The sequence below is a fragment of the Stenotrophomonas sp. 14P6.2.3 genome (assembly GCF_057799055.1).
On the sequence record NZ_JBYOLA010000024.1, the window covers coordinates 31,762 to 55,563 of the forward strand.

Sequence of the window (23,802 nt, forward strand, 5' to 3'; positions counted from 1 at the left end):
TTTGGGGATTGCCGGCCAGCGGCCGGCACTACCGCAGGGCGGCTAGCCGCCCTGCTTTGCCGCGTAGTCCTGCGCCTGGCGCATCACCCGCAGCAGGTTGCCGCCCCAGATGGCGGCGATCTGCTGCTCGGTGTAGCCCTTGCGCAACAGCCACGCGGTGATCTTCGGCAGCTGGCTGACATCGGGCAGGTCGCTCAGGCCACCGCCGCCATCCCAGTCCAGGCCAATGCCGACGTGCTCGGGACCGACGACCTTGAGGATGTGTTCGAAGTGGGCGAAGAAGTCGTCCAGGCTGGCGTGGCGCACCGGGTGTTCGTGGTCCAGTGCCTGTTCGGCCTTCTGCAGCGCCACGCCCTGTTCGATGGTCATGCCTTCCCAGCCCCCCAACTGCTTGCTCAGGGCTTCTTCGGCCTGCTTGCGCTCGGGCGACTTGGCGGTGTCGATCAGGTAGCCGCCATACGCGTTCACCTGGATCACGCCGTCCGCCTTGGCCAGCTTGCGCAGGCGTGCGTCGTCGAGGTTGCGTGGGTGGTCATAGATCGCCTTGGCCGAGCTGTGCGACAGCACGAACGGCACCGGCATCATCGCCAGCAGATCGTCGAACACGGCGTCGGAGGCGTGCGACTGGTCGATGACGATGCCCAGCTTCACCGCGGAGCGCACCAGGTCCTTGCCGGCCGGGCTCAGGCCTTTCCACTCCGCGCCCTTGGGATCGGTGGCCGAATCGGCGAACTCGTTGTTGGCGAAGTGCACGGTGCTGAGCAGGCGCAGGCCCGCACGGTGATAGAACGACAGCAGGCTGGGATCGGCCACCAACGGGCTGGCGTTCTCCATGCTGATGTAGACCACACGCTTGCCGGCGGCCTTGATGCGCGCTGCGTCATCGGCCGTCAGCGCCAACGCGAAGCGCTCGGGGTTGGCGGCCAGCATTTCGCGGATCTCCAGCAGACGCTGCAGGCCGTGGTCGCGCTCGGCCAGATGCGCAGCGGCAGTGCGATCGCCCTGGTCGGTGTAGATCGCAAAGAAGCCGCCATCCAGCGCGCCTTCGACCATGCGCGGGTAATCCACCTGCGAGAGCGCGTTGCGGTCGTGCCGCTGCTCGATGTCGAAGCCGTCGCGGCCGAAGTTGGCCGGCGTATCCAGATGGCTGTCCAGGGTCAGCAGGCGCTGCTGCAGTGCCTTGGCCCGGGCCAGTTCCTGCGCGCTGAAGTCGATGGCATGGGCGGACAGCGGCGCACTCAGCGCCAGGGCGAGCAGCAGGGACAGGCGACTCAACGAAGGCATGGGCTCTCACCAGCAGAGGGAAGAGCCCGACCATAGCGCTGCTGTCAGCGCTTTAGTAGAGCCGAGCGTAGGCCCTGCGCTACAGGTTGCCGGCCCGTGTCCGGCGTGATGTATTCCCCAGCTCAATCCACCACGCGGCAGAACACGGCCTTCAGGTAACGCGATTCCTGCACGTGGGCCATGAACGGATGGTCCGGACCGGCGCCGGCCACCTTCAGGATCTGGATGGTGCGGCCAGAGAAGTACGCCGCACGACGCAGCATGTCCAGGAACTGGTCCTCGGCCACCAGGCCGGTGCAGGAGAACGTGGCGAACAGGCCACCGGGCTTGACCACGCCAAGCGCCAGCTTGTTCATGTCCAGGTACTTCTTCAGCGCGGTGATCACCTGCTCGCGGTCGCGGGTCATCTTCGCCGGGTCCAGGATCACCACGTCGTACTTCTCGCCGCGGTTGGCCGCATCACGCAGCCACGGGAAGATGTCGGACTGGACGAACTTCGGGCGCACGTTGTTCAGACGCGAATTGCCCTTGGCGATCTGGATGACGTCTTCATCGATGTCGATGCCGACCACTTCCGATGCACCACGCGCGGCCGCATACACGGCGAAGCCGCCGGTGTTGCAGCACAGGTCGAGCACGCTCTTGCCTTCCACCTGCTGGCTCAGCCACTCACGGTTCTCGCGCTGGTCGGCGAAGAAACCGGTCTTGTGCGCACCGGCCGGGTCGGCGCGGAACTTGATGCCGTACTCGGTGATCACCGACGCTTCGGTGGTGGTGTTGCCGTGGAAGTCGAAGCTTTCCTGCTTCTGCACGTGTTCGTCGGCGAAGCTGTGGAAACGGCAGCCCGGGAACTGTTCGCGCAGCGCGTCGTAGATCCACTCGCGGTGGCGGAACATGCCGGCGGCGAAGAACTCCACCACCACCAGGTCGTTGTAACGGTCCACCACCAGGCCGGACAGACCGTCGCCTTCGCTGTGCACCACGCGCCAGGCGTCGGACACCGCATCAAGCTTCAGCACCTCACGACGCAGCGACACCGCCTGGGCGATCTTGCGCGAGAACCAGCCGGCGTCCACCGGGGTCTGCGGGTCGGTTTCGAGGATGCGTACGGCAATACGCGAATGCCCGTTGTAGAAGCCACGGCCGATGAACTCGCCATCCACGCCGACGACGTCGACGAGGGAGCCGGGCTTGGGCCGGACGGTCGGCTTCTCGACCAGTTTCTGGAAGATCCACGGGTGGCTGGAACGCCACGCGTTCTTGAGGCGGACAACGGGAAGGGGGGTATTCATCCGCTTATTGTAAACCGGGCGCCGGGGTCAGATCCCCACAGGGGCTCTGACCCCGGGCCGGTGTGCCAACCAAGGTTGGCACCTACCAGAGCTGGCCCCCGGCCCCAGGGCATTTGACGCCGGCCCGGCCAGGCCGCAGAATCGGCGGCAGAAGGGGAGTAGCTCCCAGACGTTGTCGCCGTCAATTCGAGCCCGCAGGCTCCGGTGCAACGGCAGTTCCGGCCCATCGGAACTGCGAGCGAGACCTTCGCCGTACTGGCGAAGCTCTGTCCCTGGATCCCCTCCCGATCCTCCGTTGCAGATCCTCGCCGTCCGGCTTGAGGCATTTTTCATTTTCCCAACGGACAAACCCATGCAGACGATCGGTAATTTGTGGTTGTGGGGCGGCTTCGCAGCGGTGGTGGTCATCGCCCTGCTGGTCGACCTCGTATTGATGCGCCATGGTGGCCCGCACAAGGTCACCTTCAAGGAGGCCCTGTGGTGGTCCATCGGCTGGGTCGCGCTGGCCCTGGCCTTCAACGGCGGCCTCTGGTTCTACCTGAACGAGACGGCCGGCCAGGTCGTGGCCAACAAGGTCGGCCTGGAGTTCCTGACCGGCTATCTGGTCGAGAAGGCGCTGGCGGTGGACAACATCTTCGTCTTCCTGATGATCATGAGCTACTTCGCGGTGCCGGAGGAACAGCGCCAGAAGGTGCTGATCATCGGCATCCTGGGTGCGATCGTGCTGCGTACGATCATGATCTTCGCAGGCAGCGTGCTGATCACCCAGTTCCATTGGCTGCTCTACGTGTTCGGCGCCTTCCTGCTCTTCACCGGCTGGAAGATGTGGTTCGCCGCGGGCCAGGAGCCTGACCTGGAAGCCAACCCGGCCCTGCGCTGGATGCGCAAGCACCTGCGCCTGCTGCCGGACTACGAAGGCAACGCGATGAGCGTCAAGCGCGACGGCGTGCGCTGGTTCACCCCGCTGTTCGCGGTGCTGATCCTGATCGCAGTGACCGACGTGATCTTCGCGGTGGACAGCATCCCGGCGATCTTCGCGATCACCACCGACCCGTTCATCGTGCTGACCTCCAACGTGTTCGCGGTGCTCGGCCTGCGTGCGATGTTCTTCCTGCTGGCCGGCATGGCCGACCGCTTCCACCTGCTGCCGTACGGCCTGGCCCTGGTGCTGGCCTTCATCGGCATCAAGATGATGATCATCGACCTGTTCAAGATCCCGACCCCGATCTCGCTGGGCGTGGTCGCGGTGATCATCGCCGCCACGGTGGTGCTGAGCCTGAAGAACCCGCCGAAGGAAGGCGGCGCCTGATCCAGGCGGATTGAAGGATGCGGCCGGTGGATTGTCCCGCCGGCCGCACCCACTCTCCCGCAGCGGTGGCCTTGGTTTCGCGCCGGCCACCGCCATTGCTGAGGGTATGAACACGAACGCGCCCCTGCCCGCCGGCGACGCGCCGGCCGACCGCAACGACCGCACGCGCATCCTGCGCGCCTTCAATGCCAGCCTGGCCGCCGTGCTGGTGCTGGTGGCCGTGTTCGCCCTGCAGGACCATTTCGACTGGCGACCCTGGGCCGTGGCACCGCTGGAAGCCAAGGGACTGCTCGGCCTGATCGGCGGACCGCTGCTGCATGCATCGATCGAACACATCGCCGCCAACAGCGCCGCGATCCTGATCCTCGGCACCCTCGCCGGCAGCGTCTATCCCAAGGCCACGCTACGTGCCCTGCCCCTGCTGTGGGTCGGTTCGGGCATCGGTGCGTGGATGCTGGGCAACCCCGGCAGCTTCCATCTCGGCGCCAGTGGCGTCACCCACGGCCTGATGTTCCTGCTGGCCAGCCTCGGCCTGCTACGCCGCGACCGCGCGGCCATCGCCACCGGGCTGATCGGCATGCTGTTCTACGGCGGCATGCTGATGACCGTGCTGCCGCACGCCGACGGCGTGTCCTGGCAATCGCACATGGGCGGCGCCTTCGCCGGCATCATCGCCGCGCTGCTGTTCCGCAATGCCGACCCGCTGCCGCCACGCCCGCGCTACAGCTGGGAGGACGAGGAAGACGAGGTCGAGCCGCTGGCCGATGACGAACTCGAGCCGCCGTCGCCGCAGCGCGTGCCGGTGCTGTGGCAGCCGCGCGAAGGGCAGGACTATGTGGTCGTCCCGTTCCGCCGCCCGGAAGACCCGCGCGGTTGAGCGGTGGCGGGGTCGGATCCCCGAAGGGGCTCTGACCCCGATCACCGACGATCCGGTAGCCGCCGACCTTGGTCGGCGCTCCTGCATACGACGTTCATGACCCCACGGCGACCGCATGCCAACCAAGGTTGGCATCTATCACCGGCGCATCAATCCGCTGCGTTTCCCGCCGCGCCCATTCCATCCACCGCCTGCCGGCCCAGTGCCGGGTCATCGGTGAAGAAGGCATCGATGCCGGTCGCCAGATAGGCGCGCATCTCGGCGATCGACCCTTCCGCATTGCGCGCGTTGTCGGCACCCTTGCGCAGGTTGCTGGCCTGGAAGTGGTTCTCCGGGCGGAACGTATACGGGATCACCATCAGACCCACCGCGTGCGCATCGCGCACCAGCGACGTCGGCGTGCCCAGCGCACCGTTGGCATCCAGCGGGATGATCGAGCGCAGCTCCGGGCCGATGCCATCGGCATAGGCCGCGACGTCCTTCAGACCCGCCGGGGTCATCATCTGCGCATAGGTCAGCGCGCCGCCGGCCTTGGCGATGTCGGCCGGCTGGGTATCGCCCTTCCACAGCAGCTGCAGCAGGCGGATGTTGCTGCCACGCGGGATCTTGCCGCGCAGGTAACGCAGGTTGGCGGTCTCGAACGACTGGATGGTGACCGGGCCTACGTTGGTATAGGCGTTGCCACGCAGCGCAGCCAGCACCTTGTCTTCCATCGGCAGGCCGATCGACTGGAAATAGGCCGGGTGCTTGATCTCCGGCACCAGGCCGATGCCGCGGTTGGCACGCCCGGCCTGCTGCACCAGGAACGCCAGGATCTCGTCCAGGCTGGCGATGCGGAACTGGCCGTCATAGGCGGTGCTGCGGAACTCCGGCAGGCGCTCGCGGGCGTACAGGGTCTTCAGCTCGGCCAGGGTGAAGTCTTCGGTGAACCAGCCTTCGACCGTCTGCCCATCGATGACCTTGCGGGTCTTCCGCTTGGCGAATTCCTTGTGCTCGGCCACATCGGTGGTGCCACCGATCTCGTTCTCGTGGCGGGCCACCATCACCCCGTCCTTGGTCATCACCAGGTCCGGTTCGATGTAATCGGCACCGTCGGCGATGGCCTGCGCATAGGCCGCCAAGGTGTGCTCGGGCAGCAGCGCGCTTGCGCCGCGATGACCGTAGACCGACACCTTGGGCGCGGCCGGAGGGGAGGATTCAGCACTCATGGCCACCGATGGTGCCACGGCCAGCGACAACAGCAACGCACGACCCCACGACTTCACTGCGACTTCCCCAAGCGGTTTGTGATGGGCGTCAGTATGCGGCGGGAATGTGACAGGTTGGGGGAGCCGGGGTCGGATCCCCGAAGGAACTCCGCCCCCAATCTGCCAGATACGGATCTCCAAGATCCGGTAGTCACCGACCTTGGTCGGCGCTCTGCTATTGGGGTTCCATGGCCCCGGATGCCCGGTGCCAACCAAGGTTGGCATCTACCAGAGCGTGAGCCGTGCGATTGATCGATGTCGGGAGTCAGAGCCCCTTCGGGGATCTGACCCGGCCTTATTTGCCGATGCAGAAACTGGAGAAAATCCTTCCCAGCAGATCGTCCGCACTCATCTGCCCGGTGATTTCGCCCAGTGCATCATGCGCCAGTCGCAGCTCTTCCGCCGCCAGCTCCAGGCGCTCATGCACCAGCTCTGCATCGACACGCTGCGCATGTTCCTGCGCGCGCTCGATGGCATCGACGTGGCGCGTACGCGCGGAGAACTCACCGTCCACCTGCTCGCCCGCACCAGCCGAGGCGATCGAACGCAGGCGTGCATGCAGGTCGTCCAGTCCCGCGCCGGTGGCAGCGGAGACGAACACGCGGTCCGGGTCGTCCAGCACCGGCATCGCCTCCAGCAGATCCGACTTGTTGTGGATGAACACCTTGTGCGGCACCGCCAGCGCGGCCTCACCGATGGCTGCTTCGCCCGCCGCCGGGTCGCGCGCATCCAGCACGATCAAGGCCAGATCGGTGCGCTCGATCTCGGCGCGAGCGCGGCGCATGCCTTCGCGTTCGATGGCATCGCCGCCATCGCGCAGGCCGGCGGTGTCGACCAGGGTCAGTTCAAGTCCGTCCAGTCGGATGGTCTCGCGCAGCGTGTCGCGGGTGGTGCCGGCGATGTCGGTGACGATGGCACGCTCGCTGCCGGCCAGCGCGTTCAACAGTGAACTCTTGCCGGCATTCGGTGGGCCGATCAGCACGGCATGCAGGCCATCGCGCAGGCGACGGCCGCGCTCGGCATCACGACGCAGCAAGGCCAGGTCGCTGCGGGCTTGCTCGAGCCCGCGCCGCACCTGTGCACCGCCCAGCGTGTCCAGCGGCTCATCGGCGAAATCGATGGCCGCTTCCACGTGGATGCGCAGCAGCACCAGCTGTTCAACCACTGCGTCGATACGACGCGAGAACACACCATCCAGCGAACGGCGTGCAGCACGTGCGGCGCGGTTGTCACCGGCGGCGATCAGATCGGCGATGGCTTCGGCCTGGGCCAGGTCGAGCTTGCCGTTGAGAAACGCGCGCTCGCTGAACTCGCCCGGCCGCGCCTGGCGCGCGCCCAGCGCGATGCAGCGTGCAACCAGTTGCTGCAGCAACACCGGGCTGCCATGGCCCTGCAGCTCCACCACTTCTTCGCCGGTGAAGCTGTTTGGTGCCGGGAACCACAGCACGATGCCATCGTCGATTACCTCACCGTCGGCATCGCGCAGGCGCGCGTAGTGCGCATGGCGCGGGCGCAGCGTCGGTGCGCCGAGCGCGTTGGCGATGGCTGCGGCGCGCGGGCCTGACAGGCGCAGCAGGCCGACGCCTCCCGCACCGGGTGCGCTGGCGATGGCTACGATGGTGTCGGTACGGATCGCGTCGTTCATTGCTCAGAGCTTCTCCAGCTGCGCGCGCGCCTGTGCCGCACCACTGCCTTGCGGCTGCAGCGCCAGGTAGGTGGTGTAGGCCTGCTTCGCCTTGGCCTTCTCGCCCGCGTGGAAGTAGGCATCGCCCAGGTTGAGATGGGCCACCGCGCGCGACGGATCGATCTTCAGTGTGTTCTCCAGCCAACGCGCCGCTTCGGCGTAGTGTTGCTGGCGGTAGTAGACGAAGCCGAGGTTGTTGGCCGCCTGGGCGAAATCCGGGCGCAGCTTCAACGCCTCGGCGAACTGCACGGCAGCTTCGTCGTAGCGCTTCTCGCGGTACAGCTGCAGGCCACGGTCGTTGGCCTGCTGCGAGCGCTGGCGGTCCGAGGCCGGTCCGGCCGTCGGCACCACCAGCTTGGCCTTGCCGCCCTGCAGGTCGGCCACGGTCACTGGCGCCTCACTGTTCTTGGCGTCCTGGGCGGCATCAACCTTGTTGTTCAGGGCGATCGCATCGGCAGTCAGCTGGCGCGTGTCGGCGTTGAGGTATTCCTGGCTGTCCGGCACCTGGAACACGAACTCGCCGCCCTGCGAGCCGGGCAGGCTGCCGAAGGCGGGCGTCTGGTGCGAGACCGCCGACACCGCCGGTGCCACATAGGCGGCCAGCTCGGTACCGGTGATCAGGCCATCGCCATTGAGATCGCCCTTGCCGGCCAATGCCTGCAGCAGCACCCAGGTAAACACCGAGTGCCCGTTCGGGCCGGCATCGGCAACCTGCTGGTCGGCGCCGCCGGCGGTCAGCATCTGTCGCGCGCTGCGGCGTGCGTTCTCGCGCAGGAACGACGACGACGACGGGCCGCCGCGGGTCAGGCCGAGGCCGCTGTAGCAGGCATCCATCACGAACATCACATGCTTGGCCTGCATGCTCTCGGCGATATTCTGGATGTCGGTCATCGCGATGGCATCGGTGGCGAATTCCTTCGGGTCCGAATCGACCGGGATGATGTAGCCCAGGTCACGACCGGAGGCGAGCTGGCGCGTCGCGCCATGGCCGGCGAAGAACACGAACACGCGATCATTCCTGCCGGTGCGGTCATCGGACAACCGGTCGTGGAAGGCGGCCAGGATGTTGTTGCGGGTGGCCTGTTCGTTCTTCAGCACGATCACCTGCGAGGACGGGAAGCCGAACTGCCCGGTCAGCGTATCGGCCACCGCCTGCGCGTCGTGGCTGGCGTACTCCAGCTTCGGCCACTTGGCATAGTTGTCGATGCCGACCACGATCGCCCACGATTTTTCATAGCCGGTGGTGACGGTGGCATCGCGGTCGCTGCCCTTGCGCGGGCGGGCGACGCTGAAGTCGCGGCCATTCCAGCCAGCGAACTGGTAGCCGTCGGCGATCAGTCGATCCAGGATCTGCGGCAGTGCCTTCACCGCGCGGTCGTGGATATCGTGGAACAGGATGATGCCGCGCTGTTCCTTGTTCACCTGATCGAGCACGCGCTGCACGATCGATTCCGGCACCGGGTCGGCCCAGTCCATCGAATCGATGTTCCACATGATCGACTTCAGGCCCGCTTCGTTGAGCAGCTGCAGGCCCTCGGCGTTGCGCGCGCCATACGGGAAGCGGAACAGCGGCGCGCGCTTGCTGTCGACATCCTTCAGCAGGGTGTCTGTGTCCAGCACCTGCTGGCGCAGCGCATCGCCGGTGGTACGCGACAGCTGCGCATGGGTCAGGCTGTGGTTGCCGACGGCGTAGCCCTCTTCCATCAGGTGGCGGCTGATCTTCGCCATCGGCCCGAGGCTGACCTTGCCGTCGGTCTCGACCTTGCCCAGGTTACGGCCGACCTCGAAGAACACGCCCGGTACGTCGTAGCGCTTGAGGATGGCCACGACTTCATCGGTATAGGCCTTGTGCGGGCCATCGTCGAAGGTCAGCACCACCGTCTTCGGCGGCAGGTCGCGGCCGAAGATCTCGCGGTCGCTGTCCTTCATCGACATCGGGTACGGCTCGATCACGCCGTAGTCGCGCAGGATCGCTTCGCGGCTGTAGTCCTTGTGCAGGTGCGCGATGTAGTCGTCCCACTTCTCGCGCTTCAGTTCGATGGCACGGGTGCGCTCGAAGCGGCTGAAGATGCGGGTCAGTTCCTGGTTGTAGTTGCGCTCGATCTCGTCCAGCGCCTCCAGGTCTTCGCCGATGCGCTGGTGCAGCTTCACCGCCGGCAACGAGGAATCGGCGCCGATGCGTTCGTGCAGGTCACGCAGCACTTCGCGGAATGCAAGGCGATCGGCATCGAACAGTTCCGGTGCCGACTCGATGTAATCCAGCACCGTGCCCAGGGTAGCGAAGCGCTGCGGGCTGCTACCACGCAGCAGCGTGTCGAACTGCGCGGCAATGGCGCTGCGCTGTTCCAGGCCGTCGTGGAACAGCTGCTGGCCGATGCGGGTGGAGGTGGTGCGATCGGCCGCGGACTGCTTTTCCTCATCGGCCAGCAGCACGATGATCCGGCGATAGCCGTCGAGCTGCTTCTGCAATGCGCCCAGCAGCGGTGCTGCGGCCGGGTCGGCGGCAGCGGCAGCCTGTGCGCTCGGCTGGGTAACCGCCGCCGGTGCCTGCGCGTCCTTGTCGCCGCAGCCGGCCACGAGCAGGGTCAGCAGCAGGCTGGGCAGGAACAGGCGGAACGACTGCGCACGCGGCATGGCGGACTCGAACAATGGGGAATGGTGTGCCGGCGATTCTAACGCCGCATGCGAAAAGCCCGCCTTGCGGCGGGCCTTTGCTGGGTCGATCGACCCTGGGGAGCAGTCGACCAAGGTCGACGTCTACCTCTTACTTCTTCTTGGCCGGGGCGGTGGCCGCCGTCGCCGGCACCGGATCGCTGCCGTGACGCTTGGTCATCCACCACTGCTGCAGCAGGCCCAGGCCACCGTTGACCACCCAGTACAGGACCAGGCCGGACGGCATGAAGGCCATCATGACGCCGAACACCAGCGGCATGAACTGCATCATCTTCTGCTGCATCGGGTCCATGCCCGGTGCCGGCGTCAGCTTCTGGGTGAACCACATCACCGCCACGTTGATCACCGGCAGGATGAAGTACGGATCGCGTGCGGTCAGGTCCTGGATCCAGCCGAACCAGGGCGCCTGGCGCAGTTCGACCGATTCCACCAGCACCCAGTACAGAGCGAAGAAGATCGGCATCTGGATGAGGATCGGCAGACAGCCGCCCATCGGATTGATCTTTTCCTTCTTGTACAGCTCCATCATCGCGGTCTGGAACTTCTGGCGGTCATCGCCATAGCGTTCCTTCAGCTGTGCGATGCGCGGCTGGAAGCGACGCATCTTGGCGCCACTCTTGTACTGCGTCGCCGACAGCGGGTACAGCACGATCTTCAGCAGCACCACCAGGCCAACGATGGCCCAGCCCCAGTTGCCCACCAGCTTGTGCACCTGGTTGAGCACCCAGAACAGGCCCTGGCCGATCACCGCCATCATCGAGAAGCGGCTGTAGTCGACCACACGGTCCAGACCCGGCACGTCTTCCTTGGCGATCAGGTTGACCAGCTTCGGGCCGACCCACAGGCGGGCCTCGGTGCTGGTGGACTGGCCCGGGGCCACGGTGAAGGCCGGGCCGCGCGCTTCGATCAGGTCACGACCGGCCACCTGCGACAGCACGTAGTGTGCGGTCTGGTCCTTCTGCGGGATCCAGGCGGTGAAGAAGTGGTGCTGCAGCATCGCCAGCCAACCACCGGTGATGTTCTGGTTCAGCGCGCCATCGTCCAGGTAATCCTTGAACGCACGACGCTGGTACTTCTTGTCGTTGTCGTACCAGGTGGCACCGTTGAAGCTGAACGAATCCGGGTTGGTCATGCTCCGCGACAGGATGGTCGGGGTGCGGTCCAGGGTGCGGTAGACATAGCCGTTCCACGGCGCGGCGCCAGCGTTGCTGACCTCGTCCTTGAAGCGGATCGCATACTCGTTGCGGCCGACGATCAGGGTGCGCTCGATGGTCACGCCGTTGTCGGCAGTCCACACGAACGGGACCTGCAGTTCGTCCTGGCCCTTGGCCAGCACGAAGTCGCGGGTGTCACCGACCAGCTTGAAGCCGTCGGCGCCCGGCACCGGAGTGTTCTTGTCTTCGCTGGCCCAACCACTGATCGCGCTGTACGGATGCGCGGGGTCTTCGGTCAGCAGGCGCACCGGCGGGCTGCCTTCGTCCTTGCTCTGCGGGAACTGCAGCAGTTCGGCATCAAGCACGCGGCCGCCATCGAGCACCAGGCGCAGCACGTCGGTGGTGATGGTCACGCGCTGTGCGGACGGGGTGGCGCTGGCCTGGGCCTGTACAGCGGGCTGGCCCGGAGCACCGGGAACCTGCGCGCTGGGGATGCTGCCCGGGGCTGCACCGGGGACGCTCTGTGCGGCGGCCGGGGCCGAGCTGGTCGTCGGCGCCGGGGTCGGGGCGGACTTCTCACGGCTCCACTCCATCCACAGCAGCACGGCCACCATCAGCCAGGCAAAGATCAGGAAAACACGGGTCTGGTTCATCAGCAGGCAGGCTCAGCGGGGCCGGGACGCGGTGCCGGCTCGGTGACGGAGGAAATGGCAATGCCATCAGGCGGCGGCATTGTGCCGTCCACGCCCGGCGCGGGCAATGCGCGCAGGCGCCGCAACAGGCGCAGGAAGGCCTGGCGGATATCTTCGTTGCTGGCGTGACGCGCAGCAGTACGAGCCACGACGACGAAGTCGCCTGGCTGTATGTCGGTTCGTGTCTGACGCAAGGCGTCGCGCAGGACGCGCTTGATCCGGTTACGCCCAACGGCGTGAGGATCGACCTTGCGGGAAACCGCCAGACCCAGCCTGGCCGGCCGGTCAGCCGGTAGCCAGTGCAGGGTCATCAGCGGATCGGACACACGGCGGGCGCCGTTGAAGACCGTTGAATATTCGGCACGCGTGCGAACCCGCGCAGAGCGAGGGAATCGCTTGCGCGGGTCTGCAGTATTCACTGTCGAATGGATTGCGTCTGCCGCTGGATGCGGCATGGCAATCAGGCGCTCAGGACTTTGCGGCCCTTGGCGCGGCGACGCGACAGGATCTTGCGGCCGTCAGCGGTCTTCATACGGGCACGGAAGCCGTGGTCGCGCTTACGCTTGAGGTTGCTGGGCTGGAAGGTGCGCTTGGTGGCCATGTGGGCCTCTCGTATGAATGGGACGGAAAGAACCGGAAATTTTAGAGAGGTGTCCCCCCTCCCGTCAACCCCTGTCTGCTACGCCAATTCACCGGGCTGTGCAATAGCTGTGGATCTTTTTGTGAATAAGTACGGGACAAGCATTCCGAAGGCGGGCGCTCGGTGGTAGGCTGAGCCATCCATTTCCCCCTTTCAGGCCTGTGTTTGGGCGCCTTTTCGCGCCTATGCATCGGCCACCGGACAATTATTGCTGATGGATGCCTGGTCACGTAGTCTCGAGCGACTCGAGGCGGAGTTCCCGCCCGAGGATGTTCACACCTGGTTGAAGCCGCTGCAGGCCGATCTGCGCGCTGACAGCCTGGTGCTGTATGCACCGAATGCCTTCATTGTCGATCAGGTGCGCGAACTGTACCTGCCGCGGATCCGCGAGCTGGTCACCCACTTTGCCGGTTTCGGCGACGTTTTTCTTGAAATCGGCTCGCGCCCGCGGCCCGTGGACGCGCAGATCGCGCCGGTTTCCAGCCATTCGGCGCAGGCGCCGGTGCAGCCGCAGGTCCCGTTCGCCGGCAACCTGGACAACCACTACACCTTCGCCAACTTCGTCGAAGGCCGCAGCAACCAGCTGGGCCTGGCCGCGGCATTCCAGGCGGCGCAGAAGCCGGGCGACCGCGCGCACAACCCGCTGCTGCTGTACGGGGGCACCGGCCTGGGCAAGACCCACCTGATGTTCGCCGCCGGCAACGCGATGCGTCAGGCCAATCCGGGGGCCAAGGTGCTGTACCTGCGTTCGGAACAGTTCTTCAGCGCGATGATCCGGGCCTTGCAGGAAAAGACCATGGATCAGTTCAAGCGCCAGTTCCAGCAGGTCGACGCGCTGCTGATCGATGACATCCAGTTCTTTGCGGGCAAGGACCGTACCCAGGAAGAGTTCTTCCACACCTTCAACGCGTTGTTCGATGGCAAGCAGCAGATCATCCTGACCTGCGACCGCTATCCGCGCGAAGTCGAAGGCCTGGAAGCGCGCCTGAAGTCGCGTCTTGCCTGGGGCCTGTCGGTGGCGATCGAGCCGCCGGACTTCGAGACCCGCGCTGCGATCGTGCTGGCCAAAGCCCGCGAGCGTGGTGCCGAGATTCCCGATGACGTTGCGTTCCTGATCGCCAAGAAGATGCGCTCCAATGTGCGCGACCTCGAGGGCGCGCTGAATACCTTGACCGCCCGCGCCAATTTCACTGGCCGCGCGATCACCACCGAATTCGCCCAGGAAACCCTGCGCGATCTGCTGCGCGCCCAGCAGCAGGCGATCAGCATTCCCAACATCCAGAAAACCGTTGCCGACTACTACGGGCTGCAGATCAAGGATCTGCTGTCCAAGCGTCGGACCCGGTCGCTGGCCCGTCCGCGTCAGGTTGCCATGGCGCTGACCAAGGAACTGACCGAACACAGCCTGCCCGAAATCGGCGACGCCTTTGCCGGTCGCGATCACACCACGGTGCTGCATGCCTGCCGGCAGATCCGCACCCTGATGGAAGCCGACGGCAAGCTCCGCGAGGACTGGGACAAGCTGATCCGGAAGCTGAGCGAATGATGCACGTACGCCGATGAGGCGTCACCGCATAAAACGGTGCAGAATCCGGTAGCAAGCGCGGGACAGGGTGTGGATAAAAATGCCGTTGGATTTCGCGGAGAATTTATCCACAGCTTTCCCCACCCCTTGGGGGCTGGTAATGCAGAGGGTTTCGAAGCGTGAAACCCCTTTGTTTACAAAGACTTAGCTGTGTTTTCCAGCGATTCTGGCTCTACCAGCACCACCAAGCTTTTGATTTATTCCACATTTTTTTAAAGCATAGGGGCACGGAACCACATGCGTTTCACACTGCAGCGCGAAGCCTTTCTCAAGCCGTTGGCACAGGTCGTCAACGTGGTCGAACGCCGCCAGACCCTTCCGGTTCTGGCCAATTTCCTGGTGCAGGTGCAGAACGGCCAGCTGTCGCTGACCGGTACCGACCTGGAAGTGGAGATGGTGTCGCGGATCGCGGTTGAAGATGCCCAGGACGGCGAAACCACCATTCCGGCCCGCAAGCTGTTCGAGATCATCCGTGCACTGCCCGATGGCAGCCGGATCACCGTCTCGCAGACCGGTGACAAGATCACCGTGCAGGCAGGTCGCAGCCGCTTCACCCTGGCCACCCTGCCCTCCAACGACTTCCCGTCGGTGGACGAAGTGGAAGCCACCGAGCGCGTTGCCATCGGCGAAGCCACCCTGAAGGAGCTGATCGAGCGCACGGCGTTCGCGATGGCCCAGCAGGACGTGCGCTATTACCTCAATGGCCTGCTGTTCGATCTGCGCGGCGATGCCCTTCGCACCGTCGCGACCGACGGTCATCGCCTGGCACTGTGCGAAACCGATCTGGCCAAGCCCAGCGGTTCCAAGCGCCAGATCATCGTGCCGCGCAAGGGCGTGACCGAACTGCAGCGCCTGCTGGAAAGCGGCGACCGCGAGATCGAACTTGAAGTCGGCCGCAGCCACGTTCGTGTCAAGCGCGACGATGTCACCTTCACCTCGAAGCTGATCGATGGTCGCTTCCCGGATTACGAGGCAGTGATTCCGATCGGTGCCGACCGCGAAGTGAAGGTTGATCGCGAAGCACTGCGCGCCTCGCTGCAGCGTGCCGCGATCCTGTCCAACGAGAAGTACCGCGGCATCCGCGTCGAAGTCTCGCCGGGCAACCTGAAGATCAGCGCGCACAACCCGGAGCAGGAAGAGGCCCAGGAAGAAATCGAAGCGGACACCACGGTCAGCGATCTGGCCATCGGCTTCAACGTGAACTACCTGCTGGATGCCCTCTCCGCCCTGCGCGACGAAGAAGTGATCATCCAGCTTCGCGACTCCAACTCCTCGGCGCTGGTGCGTGAATCGAGCAGTGAGAAGTCGCGTCACGTGGTGATGCCGTTGCGTCTCTGACCTTCGCGCAGTTCCACGTGGAACACATGGACGCTCGGGATTTCCCGGGCGTCTTTTTTTTGTTCCACGTGGAGCATCGGTGCCGGATCTTTCTGGCACCATCGGGCTTGCGGTTGATGAGACGTTCCTGGCTTCCGCGCTCTTGCGTGGGATTCGCGCTGTGGTGGACCCAGCCGAGGAGTTCCAGCCCTTCAGGGATGCTGAGACCGCTTGGATGCGATCAGGGAGCGGTCTTGGATCAAGCGACCTGCCCTGCGTGCTGACCTCTCTGTCCACAGGCCTCGTTCGCGGAAAGTCGGGGCCTCCCTAGCTTCTAAATCTGGGTATAAATCAAAAGCTTGGTGGTGATGGTAGGGCCAGATTTCATGTAAAAGTAAGCTATGTTTTTGAATTAGAAGAATTTTATAGGGCTGAAACCCCCTGTATATAGGCCATCAAGCCTGGGGGGGAACCTGTGGATAGTTTTGACGCGATGGAAAAGTGGCTTTTTTATCCACAGTTCGCCCACACCTTGTGTATAAGTCATACATGCCCCCTGTGGATGGCGTGGAACGGAGGCTTTGAATTTCTTGAAATCTGTGGAACCTGGCAGGACCACCGCCCCCAGATTTCAAGGAATTTTCGGGGTATTGACTGCCACCCCAGCGCACTCTCAGGCCTGGTGTGCGAATAACGGTCTTCGGATCGTTGAAATCTGGGCTCTTGAGCCTTGGCCAGCTGCTGGATTTGAACGATTTCGGCCGCTGTCCGGTCGCCTGTCGCCGGAAGTCACGGCCCCGCCACGTGGAACACATGTTCTCCAACGTCGACAGGGCTCGCTGATGCCGGGCCGCGTCCCGACATGACGGCTGGCTTGACCAATGCAGTAAGCTGGGTGATTCCCCGTCCCTCTACCGCCACGTGCGGATGGTCTGTCGCATCCCATGCAGATTCGTCGTCTTGCCCTCCACCAGTTGCGTCGTTTCGATGCGGTGGAGCTGTCGCCCCAGCCAGGGGTGAATCTGTTGACCGGTGACAACGGCGCTGGCAAGACCAGCGTCCTTGAAGCGTTGCATCTGATGGCCTATGGGCGGAGTTTCCGCGGGCGGGTACGCGACGGCCTGGTGCGTCAGGGCCATGAGGCGTTGGAAGTCTTCGTGGAATGGGACGAACAACGCGGTGATCTGCCCGCGCAGCGCCGAAAGGCGGGCCTGCGCCATAGTGGGCAGGAGTGGAAGGGGCGCCTGGATGGCGAAGACGTCGCTCAGCTCGGAAACCTGTGTGCCGCTCTGGCGGTGGTCACCTTTGAACCAGGCAGCCATGCCTTGGTGAGTGGTGGTGGTGAACCGCGCCGGCGTTTCCTCGATTGGGGCCTGTTCCACGTGGAACCAGACTTTCTTTCCCTGTGGCGGCGCTATTCGCGGGCTCTGAAGCAGCGCAACGCCCTGCTCAAGCAGGGCGGGCCGTCGCGGATGCTCGATACCTGGGATCACGAGCTGGCCGAGGCGGGAGAGCCGCTGACCAGTCGTCGGCAGCACTATCTGGAGCGGTTGCAGTCCCGGACGATCGCATTGGCCGAGGCATTGGCTCCTCAGCTGGGAATTGTGGGCCTGAATCTAAGCCCGGGCTGGCGCCGAAGCGAGGTTCCACTGGCAGATGCACTGCTGCTGGCGCGCGAACGCGATCGTCAGGCGGGTTACACCTCGCTGGGCCCGCACCGCGCAGACTGGAGCGTGGCGTTTCACACCATTCCAGGCCGCGATGCGCTCTCGCGCGGCCAGGCCAAGCTCACCGCCCTCGCCTGTCTGCTGGCTCAGGCAGAGGATTACGCCGAGCAGCGCGGCGAGTGGCCCGTCATCGCGCTGGACGATCTGGCTTCGGAGCTGGATCGCACCCACCAGAGCCGGGTACTGCACCGCTTGTTGGCGGCGCCGGCGCAGATCTTCATCACCGCAACAGAAACGCCTGCGGCACTGGAGACCCTGAGCGACGTCACCCGGTTCCACGTGGAACATGCACAGATCGTGGCTGTGCCATAGTGGGCACGGCAAGGCCGCTCAGCCCCGGCTGGTATAATTCAGGCTGCTATCCCTTCATTCTCGGCACATCGCTCAAAGCGGTGTCCGACCTGCGGAGCCTACGGCAAGCGCAATGACCGACGAACAGAACACCCCGGCAAACAACGGCAACTACGACGCCAACAGCATTACGGCCCTGGAAGGCCTGGAGGCTGTCCGCAAGCGCCCAGGCATGTACATCGGCGACGTCCATGACGGCACCGGCCTGCATCACATGGTGTTCGAGGTCGTCGACAACTCAATCGACGAAGCCCTCGCCGGCCATGCCGACCACGTCTCGGTGACGATCCATGCCGATGGCTCGGTAGGCGTGTCCGACAACGGTCGCGGCATTCCGACGGGCAAGCACGAGCAGATGAGCAAAAAGCTCGACCGCGACGTGTCTGCTGCCGAAGTCGTGATGACGGTCCTGCACGCAGGCGGCAAGTTCGACGACAACAGCTACAAGGTTTCCGGCGGCCTGCACGGCGTGGGTGTCAGCGTGGTCAACGCGCTGTCGCAGAAGCTGGTCCTGGATATCTACCAAGGCGGTTTCCACTACCAGCAGGAATACGCCGACGGCGCAGCACTGCATCCGCTCAAGCAGGTCGGTCCCAGCACCAAGCGCGGTACAACCCTGCGCTTCTGGCCGTCGGTAAAGGCTTTCCACGACAATGTGGAATTCCACTACGACATCCTGGCCCGTCGCCTGCGCGAACTGTCCTTCCTCAATTCCGGCGTCAAGATCGTGCTGGTGGACGAGCGTGGTGATGGCCGCCGCGACGACTTCCATTACGAGGGCGGCATCCGCAGCTTCGTGGAGCATCTGGCGCAGTTGAAGACGCCGTTGCACCCGAACGTGATCTCGGTGACCGGCGAATCCAATGGCATCACCGTGGAAGTGGCGCTGCAGTGGACCGACTCCTACCAGGAGACGATGTACTGCTTCACCAACAACATTCCGCAGAAGGACGGCGGTACCCACCTGGCCGGCTTCCGTGGCGCATTGACCCGCGTGCTCAACAACTACATCGAGCAGAACGGCATCGCCAAGCAGGCCAAGATCAACCTGACCGGCGATGACATGCGCGAAGGCATGATCGCGGTGCTGTCGGTGAAGGTGCCGGATCCCAGCTTCTCCAGCCAGACCAAGGAAAAGCTGGTCAGCTCGGATGTGCGCCCGGCCGTGGAAAGCGCGTTCGGCCAGCGCCTGGAAGAGTTCCTGCAGGAAAACCCGAACGAAGCCAAGGCCATCGCCGGCAAGATCGTCGACGCTGCCCGTGCCCGCGAAGCGGCTCGCAAGGCCCGCGACCTGACCCGCCGCAAGGGTGCGCTGGATATCGCCGGCCTGCCGGGCAAGCTGGCCGACTGCCAGGAAAAGGATCCGGCGCTGTCCGAACTGTTCATCGTCGAGGGTGACTCGGCAGGTGGTTCGGCCAAGCAGGGCCGCAACCGCAAGAACCAGGCGGTGCTGCCGCTGCGCGGCAAGATCCTCAACGTGGAACGTGCGCGTTTCGACCGCATGCTGGCGTCCGACCAGGTGGGTACGCTGATCACCGCGCTGGGTACCGGCATCGGTCGTGACGAGTACAACCCGGACAAGCTGCGGTACCACAAGATCATCATCATGACCGACGCCGACGTCGACGGCGCGCACATCCGCACCCTGCTGCTGACGTTCTTCTACCGTCAGATGCCGGAGCTGATCGAGCGCGGTTATGTCTATATCGGCCTGCCGCCGCTGTACAAGATCAAGCAGGGCAAGCAGGAGCTGTACCTGAAGGACGATCCGGCACTGGACAGCTATCTGGCCAGCAGCGCGGTGGAAAATGCCGGGCTGGTGCCGGCCAGCGGCGAGCCGCCGATCGATGGCGTGGCGCTGGAAAAGCTGTTGCTCGCCTACGCTGCCGCGCAGGACACGATCAACCGCAATACCCACCGTTACGATCGCAACCTGCTCGAAGCGCTGGTCGACTTCATGCCGCTGGAGCTGGAAAACCTGCGCACTGCAGGTCCTGGCGAAGGCCTGGACGCGCTGGCCAAGCACCTCAACCAAGGCAACCTCGGCAGCGCCCGTTTCACCCTGGAACTGCAGGAACCCAACGAGCAGCGTCCGGCTGCAGTGCTGGTCACGCGCAGCCACATGGGCGAACAGCACATCCAGGTGCTGCCGCTGTCTGCGCTGGAAAGCGGCGAACTGCGCGGCATCCACCAGGCAGCGCAGCTGCTGCACGGTCTGGTCCGCGAAGGCGCGGTCATCACCCGTGGCGCCAAGTCGATCGAGATCGACTCGTTCGCGCAGGCCCGCAACTGGCTGCTGGACGAAGCCAAGCGCGGCCGTCAGATCCAGCGATTCAAGGGTCTGGGTGAAATGAATCCGGAACAGCTGTGGGATACCACCGTGAATCCCGATACCCGTCGCCTGCTGCAGGTACGTATCGAAGACGCGGTGGCCGCTGACCAGATCTTCAGCACCCTGATGGGTGATGTGGTCGAACCGCGTCGTGACTTCATCGAAGACAACGCGTTGAAGGTCGCCAACCTGGATATCTGACACAATCGGATCGTGGCCGGCGCGCGGGGAGGTGCGCCGGCTTTTGTCCCTTGATCGCAGGTAATCGATGTCCGCTTCCGCCCCGGTTTCCGCTCCGCCGCCGGTCCCGCCGGCAACCGCAGCCGCCCGCGCCTCCTCGCCGCTGGCAGGTTTTTTCATTGATCTGGGCATCGCCGCCGTCACCCTGTTCGGGTTGAGCCTGGTGAGTGGTCTGGTCTGGGGGCTCTACCGCGGCATCGTGGTGGGTTATGCCAGCGCCAAATCCGGCGGCGGCATGCCTGATACGGCAGCGGTCGCCCAGCAGCTCGGCCAACCCGGTGCGCTCGGGCAGATCCTGATGGCACTGGTCGCTACCGGCGGCGCAGCGCTGCTGGTGTATTTCTGGCGCCGACCGGCCAACGCTGCCGAACGCCAGCGTTCGCGGGACGCACTCCGTCGCCCCTCCACCTGGGGCTGGACGCTGCTGGTTGCCAGCGCGATCGTGATCGGCAGCAACGGTATCGCCTTCGTGGCCAAGCAGATGGGCATCGAGCCGGTGCCGACAAACCTCGAACTGATGCAGAACGCGGTTGCCCGTTTTCCGCTGTTCCTGACGTTGTTTGCCGTGGTGCTTGCACCCGCCTACGAAGAACTGCTGTTCCGCCGTGTCCTGTTCGGGCGTCTGTGGCAGGCCGGACGGCCGTGGCTGGGGATGATCCTGAGCAGCCTGGCGTTCGCGCTCATCCATGAAATTCCCGGTACCAGCGCCAATGGCCCGGCCGAGATCGCACAGCTGTGGCTGGTCTATGGCGGCATGGGCGCTGCATTCTGCTGGCTGTACCGCCGCACTGGCACCTTGTGGGCGGCGATCGCCGCACATGCACTGAACAACGCCGTGGCGCTTGCAGCCCTGGTGTTTTTCGGGGCAACGTAAGGCTCTGTCCGCTTGACGAAAGATTAAGCAGACCCGTTACACACTGGGCTTCTGAACACGGGGGTGGGTCCATGAAACAACTGCTGTTGGCCATCGTCATCACCACTCTGGTCAGCGCCTGCGCGACCACCACCTCGCCCACCGGACGTCGGCAGATGGTGGGCGGCGTGTCGCAGGCACAGCTGGATCAGCTGGGTGCGCAGGCATTCGCTGAGACCAAGCAGAAAGAGAAGATCAGCAGCGACGGCCGCCAGAACGGCTACGTGCAATGCGTGGTCAATGCGCTCGTCGCACAGCTGCCGCCTCAGTACCGTGGCGTACGGTGGGAGACGGCGGTGTTCGTCGACAAGGAACCCAACGCCTTCGCCCTGCCCGGCGGCAAGGTCGGGGTCAACACCGGCATCTTCAGCGTCGCCAAGAACCAGGATCAGCTGGCCGCAGTGATCGGCCATGAGATCGGCCACGTGATCGCCCGCCACCATGAAGAGCGCATCACCCGGCAGATGGGCGCGCAGACCGGATTGGCGGTGCTCGGGGCACTCGCGGGCGCGTATGGCGGCGAAGGCGCGGCCAGCACGGTCAACCAGCTCGGCGGGATGGGGGCGCAGACCGCGTTCCTGTTGCCCGGCTCACGCACCCAGGAGAGCGAGGCCGATGTGATCGGTCAGCGGTTGATGGCCGAGGCCGGATTCAACCCTGCCCAGGCGGTCGATCTGTGGCAGAACATGATGGCCGCCAGTGGCGGTCGCAGCCCGCAATGGTTGTCCACCCATCCCGATCCAGCCAATCGGATCAGGGAGTTGCAGCGTGATGTACCGGCGCTCGGCCCCGTCTACCAGCAGGCCCAGGCGGCCGGACGCCGTCCAAAGTGTGGCTGAGTGCGCAGATTCATGCTGTATTGCAGCACATAAAACGATTTCTCACGCCATCTGTTTCTGATACGTTTGGCGGCTCAGATTTTTCTGACAGTCCGACTTTGCCGCTACCGGCGGTTCGATCGAGGTGAACGATGATTTTCCGTAACCACAAAGCTGTGCTTTCCGTCCTCATCGCCACTGCCCTGACCGGCGCCGTGGTCACCGATGCGTTCGCGCAGTCCTCGCGTTCGTCCGAGCGTGGCAACCGTGGCGGCAAGCAGGCCAAGGCCGAAGTGCTGTTCCCGAACGCGACCCGCCAGGAACCGGCAGCGAAGTCGTCGGCCAAGCTGGGCAGCAAGCTGCAGAAGATGATTGACAGCTACAACAAGGAAAAGTTCCCGGAGACCCGCACGCTGGCCGACGAGATCCTGGCCAACGAAGGCGCCAACGAGTACGACAAGTCGCTGGCCGCGCAGCTCGCCTCCCAGGCCGCCTACCAGACCGACGACACCGCAGCCGCCATCGCCTACCTGAAGCAGGTGCTGCAGTTCAACGGCCTGGACAACAACGGCCACTTCCAGTCGATGCTGATGCTCGGCCAGCTGCAGATCCAGGAAGACAAGACCGCTGAAGGCCTGGCGACCCTGGACAAGTACTTCGCCGAGAGCAAGTCGACCAAGCCGGAAGAGCTGATCATCAAGGGCCAGGCGCTGTACCAGCTGGAGCGCTACCAGGAAGCGATCCCGGTGCTGAAGCAGGCCATCGCCGGCGCTGCCGAGCCGAAGGACAACTGGAACCAGCTGCTGATGGCCGCGCTGGCCGAAGCCGGCCAGACCGGTGAGGCCGTGCAGGCTGCCGAAGCACTGGCCGCCAAGAACCCGAATGACAAAAAAGCGCAGCTGAACCTGGCCAACATGTACATGCAGGCCGACCAGATGCCAAAGGCCGCCGCGGTGATGGACAAGCTGCGCAGCAGCGGTCAGCTCACCGAAGAGCGCGAGTACAAGCAGCTGTACTCGATCTATGCCAACACCGAGAACAAGGAAAAGGACGTCATCGCGGTCATCAACGAAGGGTTGCAGAAGGGCATCCTGAAGCCGGATTACCAGGTCTACCTGGCACTGGCCCAGTCCTACTACTACTCCGACCAGGTGCCGCAGGCGATCGATGCGTGGCAGAAGGCCGCCCCGCTCTCCAAGGACGGTGAGACCTACCTGAATCTGGCACGTGTTTTGCACAGTGAAGGTCGTGTCCCGGAGGCCAAGCAGGCCGCCCAGCAGGCGCTGGCGAAGGGCGTGAAGAACCAGGCTGATGCCAAGAAAATCATCAACCTGAAGTAAGTAGGAATAACGCCTGAACGCCTGCCCAGTTGATGCGCAAGCGCTCAGGATTGGTATAAGCTTGGAGGTTCCTGCGGTGTCATGCACCGCTGATCAGGGATCCCGCCCCCGGGATTCCGGCCCCACTATTGAGCTCTTGGCGCATGACGGAACAACTAGTCGTTCACCGGTACGAACAACCCGATGACTCGGGGCTGAGCTGGCCTCGCATCGTCGGTATCGCGTTTGTAATCGCCCTGCATCTGGCGGCCTTCATGATGCTCCTGATTCCCGCCGTGGCTCCCAAGGCCGTGACGGAGAAGGAGCGCAACGTCATGGTGACCATCG

Annotated in this window: 17 protein-coding genes and 1 pseudogene; 10 read left to right on the forward strand and 8 right to left on the reverse strand. The window is 64.5% G+C overall.

The genetic code is table 11. The features are described 5' to 3' along the window. Nucleotides 1-42 precede the first annotated feature (42 nt). The gene (locus AC27VL_RS16300; protein WP_488767393.1) at nt 43-1,284 is read right to left on the reverse strand and encodes a dipeptidase; all 1,242 of its coding nucleotides are present in this window, start codon (nt 1,282-1,284) and stop codon (nt 43-45) included. A gap of 122 nt (nt 1,285-1,406) precedes the next feature. Next, the gene (locus tag AC27VL_RS16305; RefSeq protein ID WP_180164790.1) at nt 1,407-2,576 is read right to left on the reverse strand and encodes a class I SAM-dependent rRNA methyltransferase; all 1,170 of its coding nucleotides are present in this window, start codon (nt 2,574-2,576) and stop codon (nt 1,407-1,409) included. A 352-nt stretch (nt 2,577-2,928) separates the two neighbouring features. Between AC27VL_RS16305 and AC27VL_RS16310 the strand changes: the two genes are divergently transcribed. Both AC27VL_RS16310 and AC27VL_RS16315 read left to right on the forward strand, forming a co-directional pair. Then, nucleotides 2,929-3,885 carry a TerC family protein gene (locus tag AC27VL_RS16310; protein ID WP_025875596.1) on the forward strand — a complete coding sequence of 319 codons (957 nt, stop codon included), beginning with the start codon at nt 2,929-2,931 and terminating at the stop codon, nt 3,883-3,885. A 106-nt stretch (nt 3,886-3,991) separates the two neighbouring features. After that, nucleotides 3,992-4,762 (forward strand): rhomboid family intramembrane serine protease, encoded by a 771-nt coding sequence (locus tag AC27VL_RS16315; RefSeq protein ID WP_488767396.1) that lies wholly within the window; start codon nt 3,992-3,994, stop codon nt 4,760-4,762. Nucleotides 4,763-4,911: 149 nt separating this feature from the next. Here the strand turns inward: AC27VL_RS16315 and AC27VL_RS16320 are convergent, their stop codons facing one another. From AC27VL_RS16320 to rpmH, 6 genes are all read right to left on the reverse strand, one after another. Then, on the reverse strand, nt 4,912-6,027 hold the full coding sequence (locus AC27VL_RS16320; RefSeq protein ID WP_488767398.1) for a glycerophosphodiester phosphodiesterase: 1,116 nt from the start codon (nt 6,025-6,027) through the stop codon (nt 4,912-4,914). A gap of 277 nt (nt 6,028-6,304) precedes the next feature. Further along, a complete protein-coding gene (gene mnmE, locus AC27VL_RS16325; protein ID WP_488767400.1) occupies nt 6,305-7,654 on the reverse strand; it encodes a tRNA uridine-5-carboxymethylaminomethyl(34) synthesis GTPase MnmE in 1,350 nt (449 codons plus the stop codon). Nucleotides 7,655-7,657: 3 nt separating this feature from the next. Next, the gene (locus AC27VL_RS16330) at nt 7,658-10,327 is read right to left on the reverse strand and encodes a polysaccharide deacetylase family protein (protein WP_488767402.1); all 2,670 of its coding nucleotides are present in this window, start codon (nt 10,325-10,327) and stop codon (nt 7,658-7,660) included. A 130-nt stretch (nt 10,328-10,457) separates the two neighbouring features. Further along, nucleotides 10,458-12,173: a membrane protein insertase YidC gene (gene yidC, locus AC27VL_RS16335; RefSeq protein ID WP_488767404.1), complete on the reverse strand. Its 1,716-nt coding sequence runs from the start codon at nt 12,171-12,173 to the stop codon at nt 10,458-10,460. Then, nucleotides 12,173-12,667, reverse strand: coding sequence for a ribonuclease P protein component (gene rnpA / locus AC27VL_RS16340; RefSeq protein ID WP_025875580.1), 495 nt, complete (start codon nt 12,665-12,667; stop codon nt 12,173-12,175). The genes yidC and rnpA overlap by 1 nt, the downstream gene beginning before the upstream one ends. Nucleotides 12,668-12,672: 5 nt before the next feature. Further along, a complete protein-coding gene (gene rpmH / locus AC27VL_RS16345) occupies nt 12,673-12,813 on the reverse strand; it encodes a 50S ribosomal protein L34 (protein ID WP_006404565.1) in 141 nt (46 codons plus the stop codon). Nucleotides 12,814-13,066: 253 nt separating this feature from the next. On the opposite strand from rpmH, the gene dnaA reads away from it, so the two are divergent. From dnaA to AC27VL_RS16385, 8 genes and pseudogenes are all read left to right on the forward strand, one after another. Further along, nucleotides 13,067-14,398: a chromosomal replication initiator protein DnaA gene (gene dnaA / locus AC27VL_RS16350; protein ID WP_089241915.1), complete on the forward strand. Its 1,332-nt coding sequence runs from the start codon at nt 13,067-13,069 to the stop codon at nt 14,396-14,398. Nucleotides 14,399-14,674: 276 nt separating this feature from the next. Then, a complete protein-coding gene (gene dnaN / locus AC27VL_RS16355) occupies nt 14,675-15,775 on the forward strand; it encodes a DNA polymerase III subunit beta (RefSeq protein WP_005411731.1) in 1,101 nt (366 codons plus the stop codon). A 923-nt stretch (nt 15,776-16,698) separates the two neighbouring features. After that, nucleotides 16,699-17,793, forward strand: coding sequence for a DNA replication/repair protein RecF (gene recF, locus AC27VL_RS16360; protein WP_346559424.1), 1,095 nt, complete (start codon nt 16,699-16,701; stop codon nt 17,791-17,793). A gap of 112 nt (nt 17,794-17,905) precedes the next feature. Beyond that, a complete protein-coding gene (gyrB, locus tag AC27VL_RS16365) occupies nt 17,906-20,365 on the forward strand; it encodes a DNA topoisomerase (ATP-hydrolyzing) subunit B (RefSeq protein WP_099819420.1) in 2,460 nt (819 codons plus the stop codon). Between the two features lie 67 nt (nt 20,366-20,432). Further along, nucleotides 20,433-21,278 carry a CPBP family intramembrane glutamic endopeptidase gene (locus tag AC27VL_RS16370; RefSeq protein ID WP_191078317.1) on the forward strand — a complete coding sequence of 282 codons (846 nt, stop codon included), beginning with the start codon at nt 20,433-20,435 and terminating at the stop codon, nt 21,276-21,278. Nucleotides 21,279-21,349: 71 nt separating this feature from the next. Then, on the forward strand, nt 21,350-22,156 hold the full coding sequence (locus tag AC27VL_RS16375; protein ID WP_025875555.1) for a M48 family metallopeptidase: 807 nt from the start codon (nt 21,350-21,352) through the stop codon (nt 22,154-22,156). 131 nt (nt 22,157-22,287) lie between these two features. After that, on the forward strand, nt 22,288-23,475 hold the full coding sequence (locus AC27VL_RS16380; protein WP_099819422.1) for a tetratricopeptide repeat protein: 1,188 nt from the start codon (nt 22,288-22,290) through the stop codon (nt 23,473-23,475). 143 nt (nt 23,476-23,618) lie between these two features. Continuing rightward, a pseudogene (locus AC27VL_RS16385) lies at nt 23,619-23,802 on the forward strand (energy transducer TonB); the annotation flags it as partial.

Bases quoted from the DNA above. Each gene is read 5' to 3' on its own strand.
- AC27VL_RS16310 (WP_025875596.1), top strand. From the start codon at position 2,929: ATGCAGACGATCGGTAATTTGTGGTTGTGGGGCGGCTTCGCAGCGGTG.
- mnmE (WP_488767400.1), bottom strand. From the start codon at position 7,654: ATGAACGACGCGATCCGTACCGACACCATCGTAGCCATCGCCAGCGCA.
- gyrB (WP_099819420.1), top strand. From the start codon at position 17,906: ATGACCGACGAACAGAACACCCCGGCAAACAACGGCAACTACGACGCC.
- rnpA (WP_025875580.1), bottom strand. From the start codon at position 12,667: ATGCCGCATCCAGCGGCAGACGCAATCCATTCGACAGTGAATACTGCA.
- rpmH (WP_006404565.1), bottom strand. From the start codon at position 12,813: ATGGCCACCAAGCGCACCTTCCAGCCCAGCAACCTCAAGCGTAAGCGC.
- AC27VL_RS16300 (WP_488767393.1), bottom strand. From the start codon at position 1,284: ATGCCTTCGTTGAGTCGCCTGTCCCTGCTGCTCGCCCTGGCGCTGAGT.
- AC27VL_RS16370 (WP_191078317.1), top strand. From the start codon at position 20,433: ATGTCCGCTTCCGCCCCGGTTTCCGCTCCGCCGCCGGTCCCGCCGGCA.
- AC27VL_RS16315 (WP_488767396.1), top strand. From the start codon at position 3,992: ATGAACACGAACGCGCCCCTGCCCGCCGGCGACGCGCCGGCCGACCGC.
- recF (WP_346559424.1), top strand. From the start codon at position 16,699: ATGCAGATTCGTCGTCTTGCCCTCCACCAGTTGCGTCGTTTCGATGCG.
- AC27VL_RS16380 (WP_099819422.1), top strand. From the start codon at position 22,288: ATGATTTTCCGTAACCACAAAGCTGTGCTTTCCGTCCTCATCGCCACT.
- yidC (WP_488767404.1), bottom strand. From the start codon at position 12,173: ATGAACCAGACCCGTGTTTTCCTGATCTTTGCCTGGCTGATGGTGGCC.
- dnaA (WP_089241915.1), top strand. From the start codon at position 13,067: ATGGATGCCTGGTCACGTAGTCTCGAGCGACTCGAGGCGGAGTTCCCG.
- AC27VL_RS16305 (WP_180164790.1), bottom strand. From the start codon at position 2,576: ATGAATACCCCCCTTCCCGTTGTCCGCCTCAAGAACGCGTGGCGTTCC.
- dnaN (WP_005411731.1), top strand. From the start codon at position 14,675: ATGCGTTTCACACTGCAGCGCGAAGCCTTTCTCAAGCCGTTGGCACAG.
- AC27VL_RS16330 (WP_488767402.1), bottom strand. From the start codon at position 10,327: ATGCCGCGTGCGCAGTCGTTCCGCCTGTTCCTGCCCAGCCTGCTGCTG.
- AC27VL_RS16375 (WP_025875555.1), top strand. From the start codon at position 21,350: ATGAAACAACTGCTGTTGGCCATCGTCATCACCACTCTGGTCAGCGCC.